The sequence below is a fragment of the Streptomyces sp. HNM0645 genome (assembly GCF_030056615.1).
GTDB classification, from domain to species: Bacteria; Actinomycetota; Actinomycetes; order Streptomycetales; family Streptomycetaceae; genus Streptomyces; species Streptomyces marianii.
The window spans coordinates 11,863-28,303 of the sequence record NZ_JASHLT010000051.1; the positions used below are offsets into that span (position 1 = coordinate 11,863).

Annotated in this window: 16 protein-coding genes and 1 pseudogene; 10 read left to right on the forward strand and 7 right to left on the reverse strand. The window is 70.9% G+C overall.

Going from position 1 to position 16,441, the window contains the following annotated elements:
• The first annotated feature begins 168 nt into the window (after positions 1-168).
• A complete protein-coding gene (locus QMZ92_RS29070) occupies positions 169-1,608 on the forward strand; it encodes a gamma-aminobutyraldehyde dehydrogenase (protein WP_138052833.1) in 1,440 nt (479 codons plus the stop codon).
• Positions 1,609-1,732: 124 nt separating this feature from the next.
• On the opposite strand, the gene QMZ92_RS29075 is transcribed toward QMZ92_RS29070, so the two are convergent.
• Positions 1,733-2,314, reverse strand: coding sequence for a TetR/AcrR family transcriptional regulator (locus QMZ92_RS29075; protein ID WP_283300520.1), 582 nt, complete (start codon positions 2,312-2,314; stop codon positions 1,733-1,735).
• Positions 2,311-2,673, reverse strand: coding sequence for a DUF1304 domain-containing protein (locus QMZ92_RS29080; protein ID WP_283300522.1), 363 nt, complete (start codon positions 2,671-2,673; stop codon positions 2,311-2,313). Before QMZ92_RS29080 ends, QMZ92_RS29075 begins: the two co-directional genes overlap by 4 nt.
• Positions 2,674-2,869: 196 nt before the next feature.
• Between QMZ92_RS29080 and QMZ92_RS29085 the strand changes: the two are divergent.
• Positions 2,870-3,365: pseudogene (locus QMZ92_RS29085) on the forward strand (twin-arginine translocation signal domain-containing protein); the annotation flags it as partial.
• Between the two features lie 12 nt (positions 3,366-3,377).
• Here the strand turns inward: QMZ92_RS29085 and QMZ92_RS29090 are convergent.
• The 3 genes from QMZ92_RS29090 to QMZ92_RS29100 are packed head-to-tail and all read right to left on the reverse strand — an operon-like array spanning position 3,378 to position 5,918.
• A complete protein-coding gene (locus QMZ92_RS29090) occupies positions 3,378-4,178 on the reverse strand; it encodes an SAM-dependent methyltransferase (RefSeq protein WP_283300524.1) in 801 nt (266 codons plus the stop codon).
• Positions 4,175-4,882, reverse strand: coding sequence for a glycerophosphodiester phosphodiesterase (locus QMZ92_RS29095; protein ID WP_283300526.1), 708 nt, complete (start codon positions 4,880-4,882; stop codon positions 4,175-4,177). The genes QMZ92_RS29090 and QMZ92_RS29095 overlap by 4 nt, the downstream gene beginning before the upstream one ends.
• A gap of 10 nt (positions 4,883-4,892) precedes the next feature.
• Complete coding sequence (locus tag QMZ92_RS29100) at positions 4,893-5,918, reverse strand: adenosine deaminase (protein WP_283300528.1); 1,026 nt, start codon at positions 5,916-5,918, stop codon at positions 4,893-4,895.
• 106 nt (positions 5,919-6,024) lie between these two features.
• On the opposite strand from QMZ92_RS29100, the gene QMZ92_RS29105 reads away from it, so the two are divergent.
• Positions 6,025-6,762: a DUF4190 domain-containing protein gene (locus QMZ92_RS29105; RefSeq protein ID WP_283300530.1), complete on the forward strand. Its 738-nt coding sequence runs from the start codon at positions 6,025-6,027 to the stop codon at positions 6,760-6,762.
• Between the two features lie 96 nt (positions 6,763-6,858).
• On the opposite strand, the gene ybiA is transcribed toward QMZ92_RS29105, so the two are convergent.
• Positions 6,859-7,431, reverse strand: coding sequence for a riboflavin biosynthesis intermediates N-glycosidase (gene ybiA, locus QMZ92_RS29110; RefSeq protein WP_283300532.1), 573 nt, complete (start codon positions 7,429-7,431; stop codon positions 6,859-6,861).
• A 175-nt stretch (positions 7,432-7,606) separates the two neighbouring features.
• On the opposite strand from ybiA, the gene QMZ92_RS29115 reads away from it, so the two are divergent.
• From QMZ92_RS29115 to QMZ92_RS29145, 7 genes are all read left to right on the forward strand, one after another.
• Positions 7,607-9,121 carry a gamma-aminobutyraldehyde dehydrogenase gene (locus tag QMZ92_RS29115; protein WP_283300534.1) on the forward strand — a complete coding sequence of 505 codons (1,515 nt, stop codon included), beginning with the start codon at positions 7,607-7,609 and terminating at the stop codon, positions 9,119-9,121.
• Between the two features lie 52 nt (positions 9,122-9,173).
• A complete protein-coding gene (locus tag QMZ92_RS29120) occupies positions 9,174-10,424 on the forward strand; it encodes an ABC transporter substrate-binding protein (protein ID WP_283300536.1) in 1,251 nt (416 codons plus the stop codon).
• Between the two features lie 47 nt (positions 10,425-10,471).
• Positions 10,472-11,623, forward strand: a complete 1,152-nt coding sequence (locus tag QMZ92_RS29125) for an ABC transporter ATP-binding protein (RefSeq protein WP_283300538.1) — start codon at positions 10,472-10,474, stop codon at positions 11,621-11,623.
• Positions 11,620-12,555, forward strand: a complete 936-nt coding sequence (locus tag QMZ92_RS29130) for an ABC transporter permease (RefSeq protein ID WP_283300540.1) — start codon at positions 11,620-11,622, stop codon at positions 12,553-12,555. The genes QMZ92_RS29125 and QMZ92_RS29130 overlap by 4 nt, the downstream gene beginning before the upstream one ends.
• On the forward strand, positions 12,555-13,367 hold the full coding sequence (locus QMZ92_RS29135) for an ABC transporter permease (protein ID WP_283300542.1): 813 nt from the start codon (positions 12,555-12,557) through the stop codon (positions 13,365-13,367). The genes QMZ92_RS29130 and QMZ92_RS29135 overlap by 1 nt, the downstream gene beginning before the upstream one ends.
• A gap of 20 nt (positions 13,368-13,387) precedes the next feature.
• On the forward strand, positions 13,388-14,800 hold the full coding sequence (locus QMZ92_RS29140) for an NAD(P)/FAD-dependent oxidoreductase (protein ID WP_283300544.1): 1,413 nt from the start codon (positions 13,388-13,390) through the stop codon (positions 14,798-14,800).
• Positions 14,801-15,034: 234 nt separating this feature from the next.
• Positions 15,035-15,526 carry a bifunctional DNA primase/polymerase gene (locus tag QMZ92_RS29145; protein ID WP_283300546.1) on the forward strand — a complete coding sequence of 164 codons (492 nt, stop codon included), beginning with the start codon at positions 15,035-15,037 and terminating at the stop codon, positions 15,524-15,526.
• Between the two features lie 220 nt (positions 15,527-15,746).
• Here QMZ92_RS29145 and QMZ92_RS36565 read toward each other — a convergent pair whose 3' ends face one another.
• Positions 15,747-16,232 (reverse strand): phosphatase PAP2 family protein, encoded by a 486-nt coding sequence (locus QMZ92_RS36565; RefSeq protein ID WP_502962165.1) that lies wholly within the window; start codon positions 16,230-16,232, stop codon positions 15,747-15,749.
• Between the last annotated feature and the right edge of the window lie 209 nt (positions 16,233-16,441).

Genomic DNA, 16,441 nt, shown 5'->3' on the forward strand with positions numbered 1-16,441 from the left:
GTAGATTCTGCAACCGGCGAGCGATGAAATTCGTTGTTCTGGGATGGAAAAGTTACCGATTTCGAAGTCGAGCGGCGTTGGGTCTGTCGAAAGCGTCACTCGTCGGGCTAGCCTGGGCCGCGTAGTGTGGGGGTGTCTCACCCATCGGACATCTGAGGAGGGGTGGCTGTGACCACCGAACTGCGTCGTCTGCGCAATTACATCGACGGAGAGTTCCGGGACGCCGCTGACGGGCGGACCATCGAGGTGGTCAACCCGGCCACGGGCGAGGCGTACGCGACCTCCCCGTTGTCCGGCCAGGCGGACGTGGACGCCGCCATGGCGGCCGCCGCCGCGGCTTTCCCGGCCTGGCGCGACACCACCCCGGCCGAGCGCCAGAAGGCCCTGCTGAAGATCGCGGACGCCTTCGAGGAGCGGGCCGAGGAGCTGATCGCGGCCGAGTCGGAGAACACGGGCAAGCCGCTCGGGCTCACCCGCAGCGAAGAGGTCCCGCCCATGGTCGACCAGATCCGCTTCTTCGCGGGCGCGGCGCGGATGCTCGAGGGCCGCTCGGCGGGCGAGTACATGGAGGGGCTGACCTCCATCGTCCGCCGCGAGCCGGTCGGCGTCTGCGCGCAGGTCGCTCCGTGGAACTACCCGATGATGATGGCGGTCTGGAAGTTCGCCCCGGCCCTCGCCGCCGGCAACACCGTGGTGCTGAAGCCGTCGGACACCACCCCCGCCTCCACGGTCCTCATCGCCGAGATCATCGGCTCGATCGTGCCGAAGGGCGTCTTCAACGTCATCTGCGGCGACCGCGACACCGGCCGGATGATGGTCGAGCACCCGGTCCCGGCGATGGCCTCCATCACCGGTTCCGTACGGGCCGGCATGCAGGTGGCCGAGTCGGCGTCGAAGGACCTGAAGCGCGTCCACCTGGAACTGGGCGGCAAGGCGCCGGTCGTCGTGTTCGAGGACACCGACATCGCGAAGGCCGTCGAGGACATCTCGGTCGCCGGTTTCTTCAACGCGGGCCAGGACTGCACGGCCGCGACCCGCGTGCTGGTGCACGAGTCCATCCACGACGAGTTCGTGAGCGCGCTGGCCAAGGCCGCGCAGGACACCAAGACCGGCATGCCCGACGACGAGGACGTGCTGTTCGGTCCCCTCAACAACGAGAACCAGCTGAAGCAGGTCTCCGGCTTCATCGACCGGCTCCCGGCCCACGCGAAGGTCGAGGCCGGCGGTCAGCGCGTCGGCGACAAGGGCTACTTCTACGCCCCGACCGTCGTCTCCGGCCTCAAGCAGGACGACGAGATCGTCCAGAACGAGGTCTTCGGCCCGGTCATCACCGTCCAGTCCTTCACCGACGAGGCGCAGGCCGTCGAGTACGCGAACGGCGTGGAGTACGCCCTCGCGTCCTCGGTGTGGACCAAGGACCACGCCCGCGCGATGCGCATGTCCAAGGTGCTGGACTTCGGCTGTGTGTGGATCAACACCCACATCCCGCTGGTCGCCGAAATGCCGCACGGCGGCTTCAAGAAGTCGGGCTACGGCAAGGACCTGTCGGCGTACGGCTTCGACGACTACACGCGCATCAAGCACGTGATGACGTCCCTGGACGCGTAGACGCCCGACGCGTCCCGCGGGAGCGCCGCGCCTCCCGCGGCACCGCACGAGGCCACCGGGGCATCGGCCCCGGTGGCCTCGTGCATACCCCGGACCCCCGGGGAGGTGCTCCACCGGTGCGCGGTCAACCCAGCGGCGTCGTGTGCAGCGCCAGCAGCAGGCGCCAGACCCGGGCCGCCATGTCCTCGGGGCCGGCGTCGACGCTGCCGTGCAGCCAGTCGGCGAGCAGGCCCGTGAACGCGGACGCGACGACCGAGGCGACCAGGTCGGGGGCGGGCGCGCCCACCAGCTCCCGTTCACGGCGGCTCCGCTCCCTCAACTCGCGGTGCAGGAGATCGCCGAGCGGGCCGCCGCCGCCCTCGCGGAGGAGGGCGCGGTACAGGGCCGTGTGCGGGACGACGCCGCTGAAGAACTCCGTCAGCGCGGACGGCGGGTCCTCGGGATCCGGCACCCCGCGCCAGGCGTGCAGCGCCTCCACCGCGTCCCGGACGATCTCCGCGCAGGCGTCCACCGCGAGGGCGTCCAGGTCCGGGTAGTGCAGATAGAACGTGGCCCGGCCCAGGCCGGCCCGCCGGACCAGCCCCGCCACGCTCACCTCCGCCAGCGGCCGCTCCCGGCACTCGTCGAGCAGGGCGGCGCGCAGCCGGGCGCGGGTCCGGTCGGTCCTGGGGTCCCCGCTCGTCCCCGTCCTGGGGTCCCCGCTCATCCCGCCGCCCACACCGCCGCCAGGGCCAGGGCGCCGGGGAGCGCCTGGGCGGCGTAGATACGGCGGTTGGCAGTGGCGCCGCCGTACAGCCCGGCGATCACGACGCACACGAGGAAGAACACCTGGACCCGGTGGCCCGTCGGGGGCGCGGCCGCCAGGCCCCAGACCAGCCCGGCGGCCAGAAAGCCGTTGTAGAGCCCCTGGTTGGCGGCCAGGGGCGCGGTGGCCCGCGCGGTCTCCGCGTCGAAGCCCGACAGGCGCCGGCCCCGCGGCCGTTCCCACAGGAACATCTCCAGCACCAGGAAGTACAGGTGCAGTACGGCCACCAGCGCCACGAGGACATGAGCGGTCGCGGTCACGACGGGCTCCTCCCATTTCTTGGATTTCTTGAACGGCTGTCCAGGAAGTATAGACACCCGTCCATGATCGATGGGGTGCCGGTGCCCGGCCATCCGCTCGACGCACCGTCCCTTGCCGCCCGCTCCCCGCGCCCGGCATCCCGCCGACCGTGCCCGCCGAGCCGATGCAGTCCGCGACGCCGGTACGCCCCGCCTCCTGTCCCGCCGCTCCGCGCTGCGCGCACTGGGTGCCGGGGGCGTCACGCTCGCCGGCTGCGGGGTTCCCCCGGCTCACGTCGGGCCCGCCGACCGCGCGGGACGCGACCTCTCGGGCCACGACCGCACCCTCGACTCCGCCAACTGACCGCTCTGCATCGACACCGACGGCGAGGACACCTCCCGGCGCCCCACCCTCGACGCCTTCACCCGGCGCACCGGCATCTCGGTCCGCTACAGCGAGGAGATCAACGACAACGACGAGTTCTTCGGCGAGATCGGCTCGGCCCTGACGAACCATCAGGTCGCCGGGTGGGACCTCGTCGTCAGCGACTGGATGGCCGCCCGCTTCGTACGCCTCGGGCCGGGGCCGGGAGACGGACCGGGACCGTCAGCCGAACGTCGCCGAGCACCTGGACCCCCAGCTGCGAGCGCCCGCCTTCGACGAGGGCCGGCGGCACGGCGTGCCCTGGCAGTCCGGGACCACCGGCATCGCCTCCGTACGGGCGTCAGCGTTTGCGGCCCACCGCGCCGAACTGCGCGACCTCGACGGTGGTCGCCCCGCCGTCGCGCCAGCGGGCGCAGGAGACGATGCCGGGCTCCAGCAGGTCCAGTCCCTCGAAGAAGCCCGCGAACTCGGCACGCGTCCGGGCCGTGATGGGCGGTGTCGCGTGCTTGTTCCAGAACTCCATCGCCTCCGCGTTGCCCTCGCCGCCGAGCTCCAGCGTCGGGTGGGTGAGCGCGAGGAAACTGCCGGACGGAACGGCGTCCATGACGCGCCGGACGATCGAGCGGGCCTCGTCCGTGTCGAGGACGAAGTTCAGGATGCCGAGCATCATCACGGCTACCGGCTGCGACAGGTCGAGCGTCCCCTCCACGGCGCCGAGGATGTCGCCGGGCCGGTGGGCGTCGGCGTCGATGTACTCGGTGAGGCCCTCGGGGGTGCTCGTGAGCAGTGCGCGGGCGTGGGTGAGCACGATCGGGTCGTTGTCGACGTACACGATCCGCGCGGACGGGGAGATGCGCTGGGCGACCTCGTGGGTGTTGTCCACGGTCGGCAGTCCGGTGCCGATGTCGAGGAACTGGCGCACCCCGGCGTCACCGGCGAGATACGTCACGACGCGGCCGAGGAACGCCCGGTCGGCGCGCGCGACATGACCGATGCTCGGATACATCCCAGTGACCATGTCGCCCACTTGACGGTCGATCAGGTAGTTGTCCTTGCCGCCCAGCCAGTAGTTCCAGACGCGGGCGTTGTGGGCGATGTCGGTGCGGATCCTGTCCTGGCCGGTGTCCTCGGGCCCTGTCACGACGTGTGTCCTTTCCCGGTCCGGGAACCTCGCAGGACGCGGGTGAGCGCGTCCACGCGGTTCGTGGTGATCGAGTCGACTCCGCGACCCACGAGCCTGCGCATCGTCCCACGGGTGTCCGCGGTCCACACGGAAAGCAGATAGCCGCTCGCGTGGACCCGGTTCGCCAGTTCCCGGCTCACCAGCCCGAAGCGGTAGTTGAGCCAGCGCGGCCGCAGCGACGCGAGCAGCACGGGACGCGGTGGGGCGAGCGTCGTCCAGGTCAGCGCGATCTCCGCGTCCGGGTCGGTGTCCCGGACCGCGAGCATGCCGACGGGACCGCCCGTGTAGTAGACCCGGTCGGCGGCGCCACTTCCGTGCACTGCGCCGATGATCGTGCGCACGGCCGCCTCGTCCGCGCCGGGCAGGTCCAGCATGAGCCGGTGGCCGCCGACCGCCGCCAGTGCCTCCTCGAGGGTCGGCACCCCGCCGGAGGTCAGCCCGTTGAGCTGCGCGTGGGAGAGCCGGGCCAGCGGCCGGTCGTGTCCCCAGAGCCGCTCGAGGGTGTCGTCGTGGAGCAACACGGGCACACCGTCGCGGGTCAGCCGGACGTCGACCTCCACGGCGTCAGCGCCCCGGTCGATCGCGGCCCGCAGCGAGGGCAGGGTGTTCTCCCGCGCGACGTACGGATCGCCGCGATGTCCTACGACCGTGACACGGCGCATGCGGCGGGCCTCACTTCGCGAGCCACTGCTCGGTGTACGCGTCGATCTCGCCCGCGATCCGAGCCTTTCCGGACGGGTCGAGGAACGACGCCTCCACGGCGTTCTTCGCGAGGGCGGCGACGCCCCGCTCGTCGAGCTCGAGCAGCCGGGCGGCCACCGCGTACTCGTTGTTGAGGTCGGTGCCGAACATCGGCGGGTCGTCGCTGTTGACGGTGACGAGCACGCCGGCCGCGACCATCTCCCTGACGGGGTGCTCGTCGAGCGTGGCGACGGCCCGCGTGGCGATGTTGGAGGTAGGGCAGACCTCCAGGGGGATCCGGTGCTCGGCGAGGTACGCCAGCAGCTCCGGATCCTGCGGAGCGCTGGTGCCGTGGCCGATGCGCTCCGCCCGCAGGTCGTTCAGCGCGTCCCAGACGGTCTGCGGTCCCGTGGTCTCGCCGGCGTGCGGAACGGATCGCAGCCCGGCGGCTATGGCGCGGTCGAAGTACGGCTTGAACTGCGGCCGGGGCACGCCGATCTCGGGCCCGCCGAGACCGAACGACACCAGGCCCTCGGGGCGCAGGTCGACGGCCAGCCGGGCCGTCTCCTCGGCGGCGTCCAGGCCCGCCTCGCCGGGGATGTCGAAGCACCAGCGCAGCAGGACGCCGAGCTCGGTCTCGGCGGCCTTGCGGGCGTCCTCGATCGCCTCCATGAACCCCTGCTCGGGGATGCCGCGGCGGGTCGAGCTGAACGGGGTCACGGTGAGTTCCGCGTACCGGATGTTCTGCCGGGCCATGTCCCGGGCGACCTCGAACGTCAGCAGACGGACGTCGTCGGGCGTGCGGACCAGGTCCACGACCGACAGGTAGACCTCGACGAAGTGTGCGAAGTCGGTGAAGGTGAAGTACTCGGCGAGGGCCCCGGGGTCGAGGGGAACCTTGGAGTCCGGGTGCCGGGCCGCCAGCTCGGACACGATCCGCGGTGACGCCGAGCCCACGTGGTGCACGTGGAGCTCGGCCTTGGGAAGGCCCTCGATGAAGGGAAGCAGATCGGTCACCGGGTCCTCCGTGTGTGCTGTCCGTGCCGGTCAGGGATCATCGTAGGCGGGGCGAGCCTCGCGCGGAGCGGCCCGTAGCATGACAAGTCCACGATGGGGGAGCCTCATGTCAGACCAGAGCGACCAGCAGCCGGGCGGGAACGGGCCCGAGGACCCGTGGGCCCCGCCGGAGCGCCGCTCCCCGCAGGACCCGCAGAACAAGGTGGAGCTGGGCAAGAAGGCCCGGCCCGGGCCGGGCAGCGCGGCGCCGGGCGGTCCTCCCGGCGTCCACGACCACCCCACGGTCACCTCCGTGCCGACCGGCGACCCGTTCGCCGCCCCCGCTGCCGGGACGGGCGCCGCAGGGGACGGGAATGCCGTGCCCCCGCCGCCGATCGCCCCGGGCGGCCCCGGGCAGACGGCTCCGGGCCCGTACGGCTACCCGGCCGGAGCACCGGGCGGTACCTTCGGCGGATCGCCCTACGGGGCGCACGCCGGCTACCCGGGTCATCCCGGCTACGGCGCCGGCGGGTGGGCACCGGCCCCGGCGAACGGCATGGGGATCACCGCGCTGGTGCTCGGCATCATCGCCGTCGTGGGGTTCTGCCTCTACGGGCTCGGGATCGTCCTCGGCGTCCTGGCGCTGATCTTCGGCTTCATCGGCCGCGCCCGTGCCCGGCGCGGCGAGGCGAACAACGGCGGGATGGCACTCGCCGGGATCATCCTCGGTGCGATCGGCATCGTGGTCGGTGCCGCCTTCCTCGGCCTCCTGATCTGGGCGGTCGCCAACGATCCGGAGTTCCTCGAGCGGTCCGAGGAAGACCCCTGGGCGACGACGCTGACCGTGGCCACGGCGACGCGCTGAACCGGGCGGCCCCCCGCGCCGCCCGGTCCCGCCCGTCGCGGGGCCGAGGCCGCCGCCCGTCTCACCCGGGAGACGCGCCCACGGCCACGAGACGCCTTACTCCGTCGGCCGGCCCGTCCTCAGCCGCTCCCGCACCTCCATCAGCGCGAAGCCCAGCAGGTTCAGCCCGCGCCAGCGCGCCGGGTCGTTCGCCCGCTCGTCGTCGGCCGCCAGGCCGATGCCCCAGATGCGGTCCATCGGGCTCGCCTCGACCAGCACCCGCTCGCCCGTGCCCAGCAGGAACGCGGACAGCTCCGGGTGCTGCGAGAACTTGTGGACGTTGCCCTCGACGACGATGCCGAAGCGCTCACGCTCCCAGGCCGCGTCGCTGAAGCCGCGCACGAGCCGGCCCTCCTTCTTCGCCTGGGCCGGGCTCGCGGCCGCCACGGCCCTGACCTCCGCCTCCGCGTCATCGAAGAGGTGGGCCTTGCGGGCCATCATCCAGTGCTCGGCGGTCGCATACTCGATTCCGTCAACCGTGAACGGCGCCGGCCACCACTGGCTCAGACAGCCGGCGCCGATGGCGCCGTCGGGCCGCGGCCGGTGGCCCCAGAAGTGCAGATATCTGACCCGTCCACCATTCCTGACCTGCCGTGTCAGCCCCTCGACGGATGCGTCGGTGATCCCCATGCAGGCGAGTCTGGCATCCACCACTGACACTCCGTACGGGTATTTACCTCCTGACGCGACACATGGTCGACCGAATCCGTCGCGTAACCAAAAGGCAACTACGGAATCCCTTGTTGAAGAGGCTTGACTCTGTCAGGATCGGCACTCACTTCGATCTGGAACTACGGAGAGCGTGATGGGCAACCGCTTCCAGGTGCAGGACCGTTTCAAGAGCGGCGCACAGTACATCGACGGAGAGCTACGTCCGGGCACATCGGGACGTAACCACGCAATCGTAGACCCCGCCACCGGGGAGCAGGTGCTCGTCTACGACCTGGCGGGCTCCGACGACGTCGATGCGGCCGTCGCCGCCGCCCGTGCGGCGTTCCCCGGCTGGGCCGGCGCGACGCCCGGCGAGCGCTCCGACGCCCTGCACCGGTTCGCGTCCGTGCTCGCCGAGCAGGCGGAGGACCTCGCCCGGGCGGAATCGCTGCAGTGCGGGAAGCCGATCAAGCTGAGCAGGGAGTTCGACGTCCCCGGAACCGTCGACAACACCGCCTTCTTCGCGGGGGCCGCGCGCCACCTCCAGGGCCAGTCGGCGGGCGAGTACAGCGGCGACCACACCTCGTACGTACGCCGGGAGCCGATCGGTGTCGTCGGCTCCGTCGCGCCCTGGAACTACCCGCTCCAGATGGCTGCCTGGAAGGTCCTCCCGGCCATCGCCGCCGGCAACACCATCGTCCTGAAGCCCGCCGAGATCACGCCGCTCACCTCGCTGATGTTCGCCGAGGCCGCCACCGAGGCGGGCATCCCCGACGGTGTCCTCAACATCGTCACCGGCACCGGCAGGGAAGCGGGCGAGCGCCTGGTCGGACACCCGGACGTGGCCATGACCTCCTTCACCGGCTCGACCCCCGTCGGCAAGCGGGTCGCCGAGGTCGCCACAGCCACCGTCAAGCGGCTCCACCTGGAGCTCGGCGGCAAGGCCCCGTTCGTCGTGTTCGACGACGCGGACCTCGACGCCGCGGTGCACGGGGCGGTCGCCGGCGCGCTGATCAACAGCGGTCAGGACTGCACCGCGGCCACCCGCGTCTACGTCCAGCGCCCGCTCCACGACGCCTTCGTCGCCGGAGTCGCCGACCTGATGGCGACCGTCCGGCTCGGTGACCCCTTCGACCCGTCCACCGACCTCGGCCCGCTCGTTTCGCACACCCAGCGCGACCGGGTCGCCGGCTTCGTCGACCGGGCCCGTTCGTACGCCACCGTGGTCACCGGCGGCAGGGCACCCGGCGGTGACCTGGCGAAGGGCGCCTACTACCTGCCCACGCTGATCTCCGGCGCCGCCCAGGACAGCGAGGTCGTCCAGTCCGAGATCTTCGGTCCCGTCCTCGTGGTCCTGCCCTTCGACTCCGACGACGAGGGCATCGCGCTAGCCAACGACACCCCGTACGGGCTCGCCGCCTCCGCCTGGAGCCGTGACGTGTACCGGACGGGCCGCGCCACCCGCGAGATCAAGGCGGGTTGCGTATGGGTCAACGACCACATCCCGATCATCAGCGAGATGCCCCACGGCGGCTACAAGGCCAGCGGGTTCGGAAAGGACATGTCGGTGTACTCCTTCGAGGAGTACACGCAGGTCAAGCATGTTATGTACGACAACACCGCGGTGGTCCGGAAGGACTGGCACCGCACGATCTTCGGGGACCGATAGCAGCCACAGCCGTACGACCGACGGCGACCCATCCCGAAAGGCAACACAGCGCATGAAGCAGTACCAGCCCGAGCGCCTCTCGGAGGCCCAGCTGGCCGCTATGCGGCGGAGCTTGAGGAACGGCCGGGGCGCGCTCTCCCGCCGCTCCATGCTACGAGCGACGGGCGTAGGCGCGCTCACCATAGGTGGCATGGGCGCGCTGAACGCCTGCGGCATCCCGCCCGCCAAGCGCGAGGGCGCAGGAGCAGCGGCCTCCGACGACCACTCGGCCGAGGAGAAGCGGATCACCTTCTCCAACTGGACCCAGTACATCGACATCAGCGAGGACGAGAAGAGCCGCCCGACGCTCGACGCGTTCACCAAGCGCACCGGGATCAGCGTCAAGTACACCGAGGACATCAACGACAACGTCGAGTTCTTCGGGAAGATCAAGCCGCAGCTCGCCGCCGGCCAGGAGACCGGGCGTGACCTGATCAACGTCACCGACTGGCTCGCGGCCCGCATCATCCGCCTCGGCTGGGCGCAGAAACTCGACCCCGCCAACCTGCCGAACGCGTACGCCCATCTGTCGCCGCAGTTCCGCAGCCCGGACTGGGACCCCGGGCGGGCCTACTCGTACCCCTGGACCGGCATCTCCACCGTCATCGCCTACAACTCCAAGGCGACCGGGGGCCGGAAGATCGAGAGCGTCTCCCAGCTGCTGGAGGACAAGTCGCTGCGCGGCCGGGTCGCCTGTCTGTCCGAGATGCGCGACACCATCGGGATGACCCTCCTCGACATGGGCAAGGACCCGGGCAAGGTCACCGGCGACGACTACAGCGCGGCGATCGCGAAGGTCCAGCGGGCCGTCGACACCAAGCAGATCCGTCGCTTCACCGGCAACGACTACACCTCTGACCTGGACAAGGGCGACATCGCCGCCTGTCTGGCCTGGGCCGGGGACCTCGTCCAGCTCCGGGTGGACAACCCCGACATCGAGTTCGTCATCCCCGACGCCGGCTACATGACCTCCAGCGACAACCTGCTGGTCCCGGCCAGGGCGCGGCACAAGACCAACGCCGAGAAGCTCATCGACTACTACTACGAGCTCCCGGTCGCGGCCCAGCTCGCCGCCTACATCAACTACGTCTGCCCGGTCGAGGGCGTCGGCCCCGAACTCGCCAAGATCGACCCGGCGCTCGCCAAGAACACGCTGATCCTCCCGGACAAGGCCATGGCCGCGAAGTCCCATGCCTTCCGCTCGCTCAGCAGCGAGGAAGAGACGGCGTACGAAGAGAAGTTCGCCAAGCTCATCGGCGCCTGACCGTTCCTGCTTCCCTGCTCCCCTCTCGACACCTGGGACCGCGATCCATGACTGACAAGACAGCGGGCGGAGACGTCCGCCTCACCGGGATCAGCAAGACCTACGGCTCGTTCACGGCCGTGCACCCGCTGGACCTGACCGTCCCCGAGGGCTCGTTCTTCGCCCTCCTCGGCGCCTCCGGCTGCGGCAAGACCACCACCCTGCGGATGATCGCCGGCCTGGAGGACCCGACCACCGGCACCGTCTTCCTCGGCGACAAGGACGTCACCGACCTCCCGCCGTACAAGCGGCCGGTGAACACCGTCTTCCAGAGCTACGCCCTCTTCCCGCACCTGACCATCCACGAGAACGTGGCGTTCGGGCTCCGCCGCCGCGGCATCAAGTCCGTGAAGAAGCAGGTCGACGAGATGCTGGAGCTCGTCCAGCTCGGCGACAAGGCCAAGCACAAGCCCCATCAGCTCTCCGGCGGGCAGCAGCAGCGCGTCGCCGTCGCCCGCGCGCTCATCAACCACCCGCAGGTGCTGCTGCTGGACGAGCCGCTCGGCGCGCTCGACCTCAAGCTGCGCCGCCAGATGCAGCTGGAGCTCAAGCGCATCCAGACCGAGGTCGGCATCACCTTCGTCCACGTCACCCACGACCAGGAGGAGGCCATGACCATGGCCGACACGGTCGCGGTGATGAACGGGGGCCGGGTCGAGCAGCTGGGCGCCCCCTCCGACCTCTACGAGAACCCGCAGACGACGTTCGTGGCCAACTTCCTCGGCACCTCCAACCTCATCGAGGCCGAGGTCGCGGAGGCCGCAGGCGGCCAGGTGGTCGTCACCGCCGCCGACGCCAAGCTGAGGCTGCCGTCCGCGCGCTGCGCCACCATGCCCAGTGCCGGGGGCAAGCTCCTCGTGGGTGTACGGCCCGAGAAGATATCCCTGGCGCACGCCGACGACGCCGGTGAGATCACCGAGGGCCGCAACCGGTTCACCGGGAAGATCGCGGACTCCAGCTTCATCGGCGTCTCCACCCAGTTCGTCATCGACAGCCCGGTCTGCCCCGAGCTCGAGGTGTACGTGCAGAACGTCGAGCGGGACCCGCGCCTGGTACCCGGCGCCGAGGTCGTCCTGCACTGGAACCCGGAGCACACGTTCGGCCTCGACGCCGCCCAGGACATAGACGCGGGCGTGGAGACGGTGGAGGAGACAGCATGACCGTCACCGAGGCACCCCCCGCCTCGCCCGCCCCGGCCGGGACGGGGCCGGTACCGCGCAAGCAGCCGGTGCGCCGCAAGCTCGTGCCCTACTGGCTGCTGCTGCCGGGCATCCTGTGGCTGCTGGTCTTCTTCGCCCTGCCGTTGGTCTACCAGGCCTCGACGTCCGTGCAGACCGGCTCCCTGGAGGAGGGCTACCAGGTCACCTGGCACTTCCAGACGTACTGGGACGCCCTGAGCGAGTACTACCCGCAGTTCCTGCGGTCGGTGCTGTACGCGGGTACGGCCACGATCCTGTGCCTGCTGCTCGGCTATCCGCTGGCGTACCTCATCGCGTTCAAGGCGGGACGCTGGCGCAATCTGCTGCTCGTGCTGGTCATCGCGCCGTTCTTCACCAGCTTCCTGATCCGGACGCTCGCGTGGAAGACGATCCTCGCGGACGGCGGCCCGGTGGTGGACGTCCTGAACACCGTCGGCTTCCTCGACGTCACCAGCTGGCTGGGGATGACCGAGGGGAACCGGGTACTGGCCACCCCGCTCGCGGTGGTCACCGGTCTGACGTACAACTTCCTGCCGTTCATGATCCTTCCGCTCTACACCTCGCTGGAGCGGATCGACCCGCGGCTCCACGAGGCGGCGGGGGATCTCTACGCGAGGCCGTCGACGGTCTTCCGCAAGGTGACGTTCCCGCTGTCGATGCCGGGCGTCGTCTCCGGAACGCTGCTGACCTTCATCCCGGCGAGCGGCGACTACGTCAACGCCGAACTGCTCGGCTCCACGGACACCAGGATGGTCGGCAACGTCATCCAGTCGCAGTTCCTGCGGGTGCTCGACTATCCGACCGCGGCCGCGCTGTCGTTCATTCTCATGGCCATCGTGCTGATCATGGTGACGGTCTACATCCGCCGGGCCGGTACGGAGGATCTCGTCTGATGTTGCGAATCTCAACGACGTGGATACGGCGCAACCTGGTGGTGATCGCGGGTGTGCTCACGCTCGCGTACCTGGTCCTGCCGAACGTCATCGTGATGGTGTTCTCCTTCAACAAGCCGGCCGGGCGCTTCAACTACTCCTGGCGGGAGTTCTCCACCGACGCGTGGCAGGACCCGTGCGGCGTCGCCGGCGTGTGCGACTCGCTCAGCCTGTCCCTGTGGATCGCGCTGTGGGCGACGATCGGCGCCACGGTCCTCGGCTCGATGATCGCCTTCGCGCTCGTCCGCTACCGCTTCCGGGCCCGCGGGGCGATCAACTCCCTGATCTTCCTGCCCATGGCGATGCCCGAGGTCGTCATGGCGGCCTCCCTGCTGACGCTCTTCCTCAACCTGGGGGCGGAGCTGGGCCCGACGACCATCCTCATCGCGCACACCATGTTCTGCCTCAGCTTCGTCGTGGTGGCGGTCAAGGCACGGGTGATGTCGATGGACCCGAGGCTGGAGGAGGCGGCCAAGGACCTCTACGCGGGGCCCGTGCAGACCTTCCTGAGGGTCACGCTGCCGATCGCCGCGCCCGGCATCGCCGCGGGCGCGATGCTCGCCTTCGCCCTCTCGTTCGACGACTTCATCATCACCAACTTCAACTCGGGCAACACCGTCACCTTCCCGATGTTCGTCTGGGGCTCGGCCCAGCGCGGCACGCCCGTCCAGATCAACGTCATCGGTACGGCCATGTTCGCCCTGGCGGTCATCGTCGTCGTCGCCGGCCAGATCATCAGCGGCCGGCGGAGGAAGACCGCACTGCCCAAGTAGCACCCGAAGGAGTGGAAACCATGGCCCCAGCAGCCATGACCTTTGCCTCATCACTCTCCGACGCCCAGCCCGTCCCCTTCTGGCTGGAAGACCCCGGCAAGCCCGCCCCGCTGCCCGCCCTCACCGGCGACGAGCAGACCGATCTGCTCGTCGTCGGCGGTGGCTACAGCGGACTGTGGACCGCGCTCCTCGCCAAGGAGCGCGACCCGCTGCGGGACGTCGTCCTGATCGAGGGCCGCGAGGTGGGCTGGGCCGCCTCGGGCCGCAACGGCGGCTTCTGCGCCGCCTCCCTGACCCACGGGCTCGCCAACGGCCTGGCCCGCTGGCCGGACGACATGGCCAGGCTGGAGGAACTCGGCGCGCGGAACCTCGACGCCATCGAGGACGCCGTCGCCCGACACGGAATCGACTGCGACTTCGAGCGCACCGGCGAGATCGACGTGGCGACCGAGCCCCACCAGCTCGACGAGCTCCGCGAGACGCACGAGGAGGCCGGTCGGCTCGGCTTCGGCGGTCTGGAACTCCTTGACCGGGACGCCGTGCGCGCCGAGGTGGACTCCCCGACCTTCCTCGGCGGCCTGTGGGACCGGGAGGGGGTGGCCATGCTCCACCCGGCCAAGCTGGCCTGGGGCCTCAAGCGGGTCTGTCTCGGCCTCGGCGTCAGGATCTACGAGAACACCCGGGCCCTCGGCCTCTCCTCCGCCGGCGCCGGCATGGCCGTGCGCACGTCCTACGGACGGGTCATCGCCCGCCGGGTCGCCCTCGGCACGAACGTCTTCCCGTCCTTGGTCAAGCGGATCCGCCCGTACACCGTCCCGGTGTACGACTACGCCCTGATGACCGAACCGCTCTCGCCCGAGCAGCGTGCCGCGATCGGCTGGCGCAACCGGCAGGGCCTCGGCGACAGCGCCAACCAGTTCCACTACTTCCGGATCACCGCCGACGACCGGATCCTGTGGGGCGGCTACGACGCCATCTACCCGTTCGGGGGGAAGGTCTCCGCCGAGATGGACCACCGGCCGGAGACGTACCTGAAGCTGGCTGGACAGTTCTTCGAGTGCTTCCCGCAGCTCGAGGGCCTGCGCTTCACCCACGCCTGGGGCGGCGCGATCGACACCTGCTCGCGCTTCTCGGCGTTCTTCGGCACCGCGCACGGCGGAAGGGTCGCCTATGCCGCCGGCTACACCGGACTCGGCGTCGGCGCCACCCGCTTCGGTGCCGACGTGATGCTCGATCTGCTCGCCGGAGAGCGGACCGAGCGCACCGGGCTGGAGATGGTCCGCAGGAAGCCGCTGCCCTTCCCGCCCGAGCCGGTGGCCTGGGCCGGGATCGGCATCACCAAGTGGTCGCTGGCCCGGGCCGATGCCCACGGCGGCCGGCGCAATCTGTGGCTGAGGACGATGGACCGCCTCGGCCTCGGCTTCGACAGCTGACGCCTCCGCCGTACGGCCGGGCCCCGAGGGGCCCGGCCGTTCCGCTTCCCAGCCCGGTGCCGTGTCCCGATCGCGCCTCGGTCGGCGTGCCCGTCCCGTGTCCCCGTCCGGTTCCGGAGGAATCCCTCCACCGGTTGCCCGAACCCGCGTCATGGCGCGGGCCCTTCCCGCTCTGACCGGGTGGACGCACGGACCGCGGACGCGGCGAGGCGCACGGAACGGAGGCTGTGGAAGATGAAGGAAACCGGGGGCCATGGGGTCGGCGCGGGCGTGGACTGGCTGGTGTCGGCAGCGCCCGACCCCGACGACTGGCGCAGGCGGTGGGAGAGCGACCCGAGGGGTGTCGCCCTGTTCCCCACGGGCAGGCACTGGGACGTGCTCGTCCTGCCCGGCGGGATCGCCGGCCCGACGCTGGACGTCCTGAAGCGGCTCACGGACCGGCCGGGACCGGTCCTCGCCCACTTCGGAGCCGCCCGGCGCGGCCGCAACCCGGCGCCGCGCATGGGCTTCTTCGTGCCGCCGGGCTCCTCGGAGCGCTGGGTCGGCACGGGCACGCACGCCGCGGGGCCCGGCGCCTGGGTGGTGCTGCCGTATCCGGGGCGCACCGCCGGGGGCGTGCGCTGGGTGGTTCTCCCGGACGGCTCGGGAACCCTCACCGACCCGGCGATGCTGGAGCTGTCGATGCACGAGGCCGCGGCCGTCGCCGCCGGCCCCGCGCGGGAGTGAGACAGCGGGAGTGAGACAGTGGGCAGGGGGAGGCCTTCTTTCCCCGCCCTCCGTCCCGACCAGGTCGGCACCGGCCTCCCGGCGACCACCACGGCCGGAAGCGGGCACACCCGTCCGCCGAGGTCACCAGGCACTGGACTGCCTGACCAGGAAGGCGAAACGCGGCTCCTGCCAGTCGCACGGCACCTGGCCCGCGCTGCGGGACCGATGACCTGGTCGATCAACCGGGACCGGTTCGGCGGCTGGGAGTTCCAGCGCGACTTCGACGTCTGTCCCCGGAGCTGACCAGGACCGCGCCGGCCAGCAGCACCCCGCAGAGAGACCAGCTGCCGAGGACGTCCAGAGGCCAGTGGTAGCCGCGCAGCACCAGACCGACGCCCGTCGCCACCGTGAGCAGCACGGCGACGGGCATCGCCCGCCGGCCGACGAGGAGGGCGGCGCCGGTGTACGCCACCATCGCGGTCGCGGCGTGGCCCGACGGGAAGTAGCCCGTCTCCGGGGTCAGCGGGCCGGGCCGGTCGGTCAGCTCCTTCAGCGGCGCCACCAGCGCCGGTACGAGAGCCATGGCGACGACGACCGCCGCCGCGGGGACCCGCCGGCGCCGGTACAGTGCCAGGCCGACGGCCGCGGCCAGGACCGGCAGTGCGACCTGCACGTTGCCGAGATCGGCGAGGACTTCGGCGAGGCCTGCGGGGCCCTCGCCCACGAGAGCCCGGTCGACGTGTTCGTCCAGTGCGCGCAGCGGCCCGTGGCCAACGACCTGCCAGGTGATCAGGGCGAAGAGGGCCGCGCACAGGGCCGCGACGACGGCGGGGCCGCTGAGCGGGCCGAGGGGATCGAGTCCGCGGAAGCCGAGGAAAGGGGCCGGCCGCCCCGGAACAGGGGGGGTGGTTCCGGGGCGGCCGTGAGGATCGG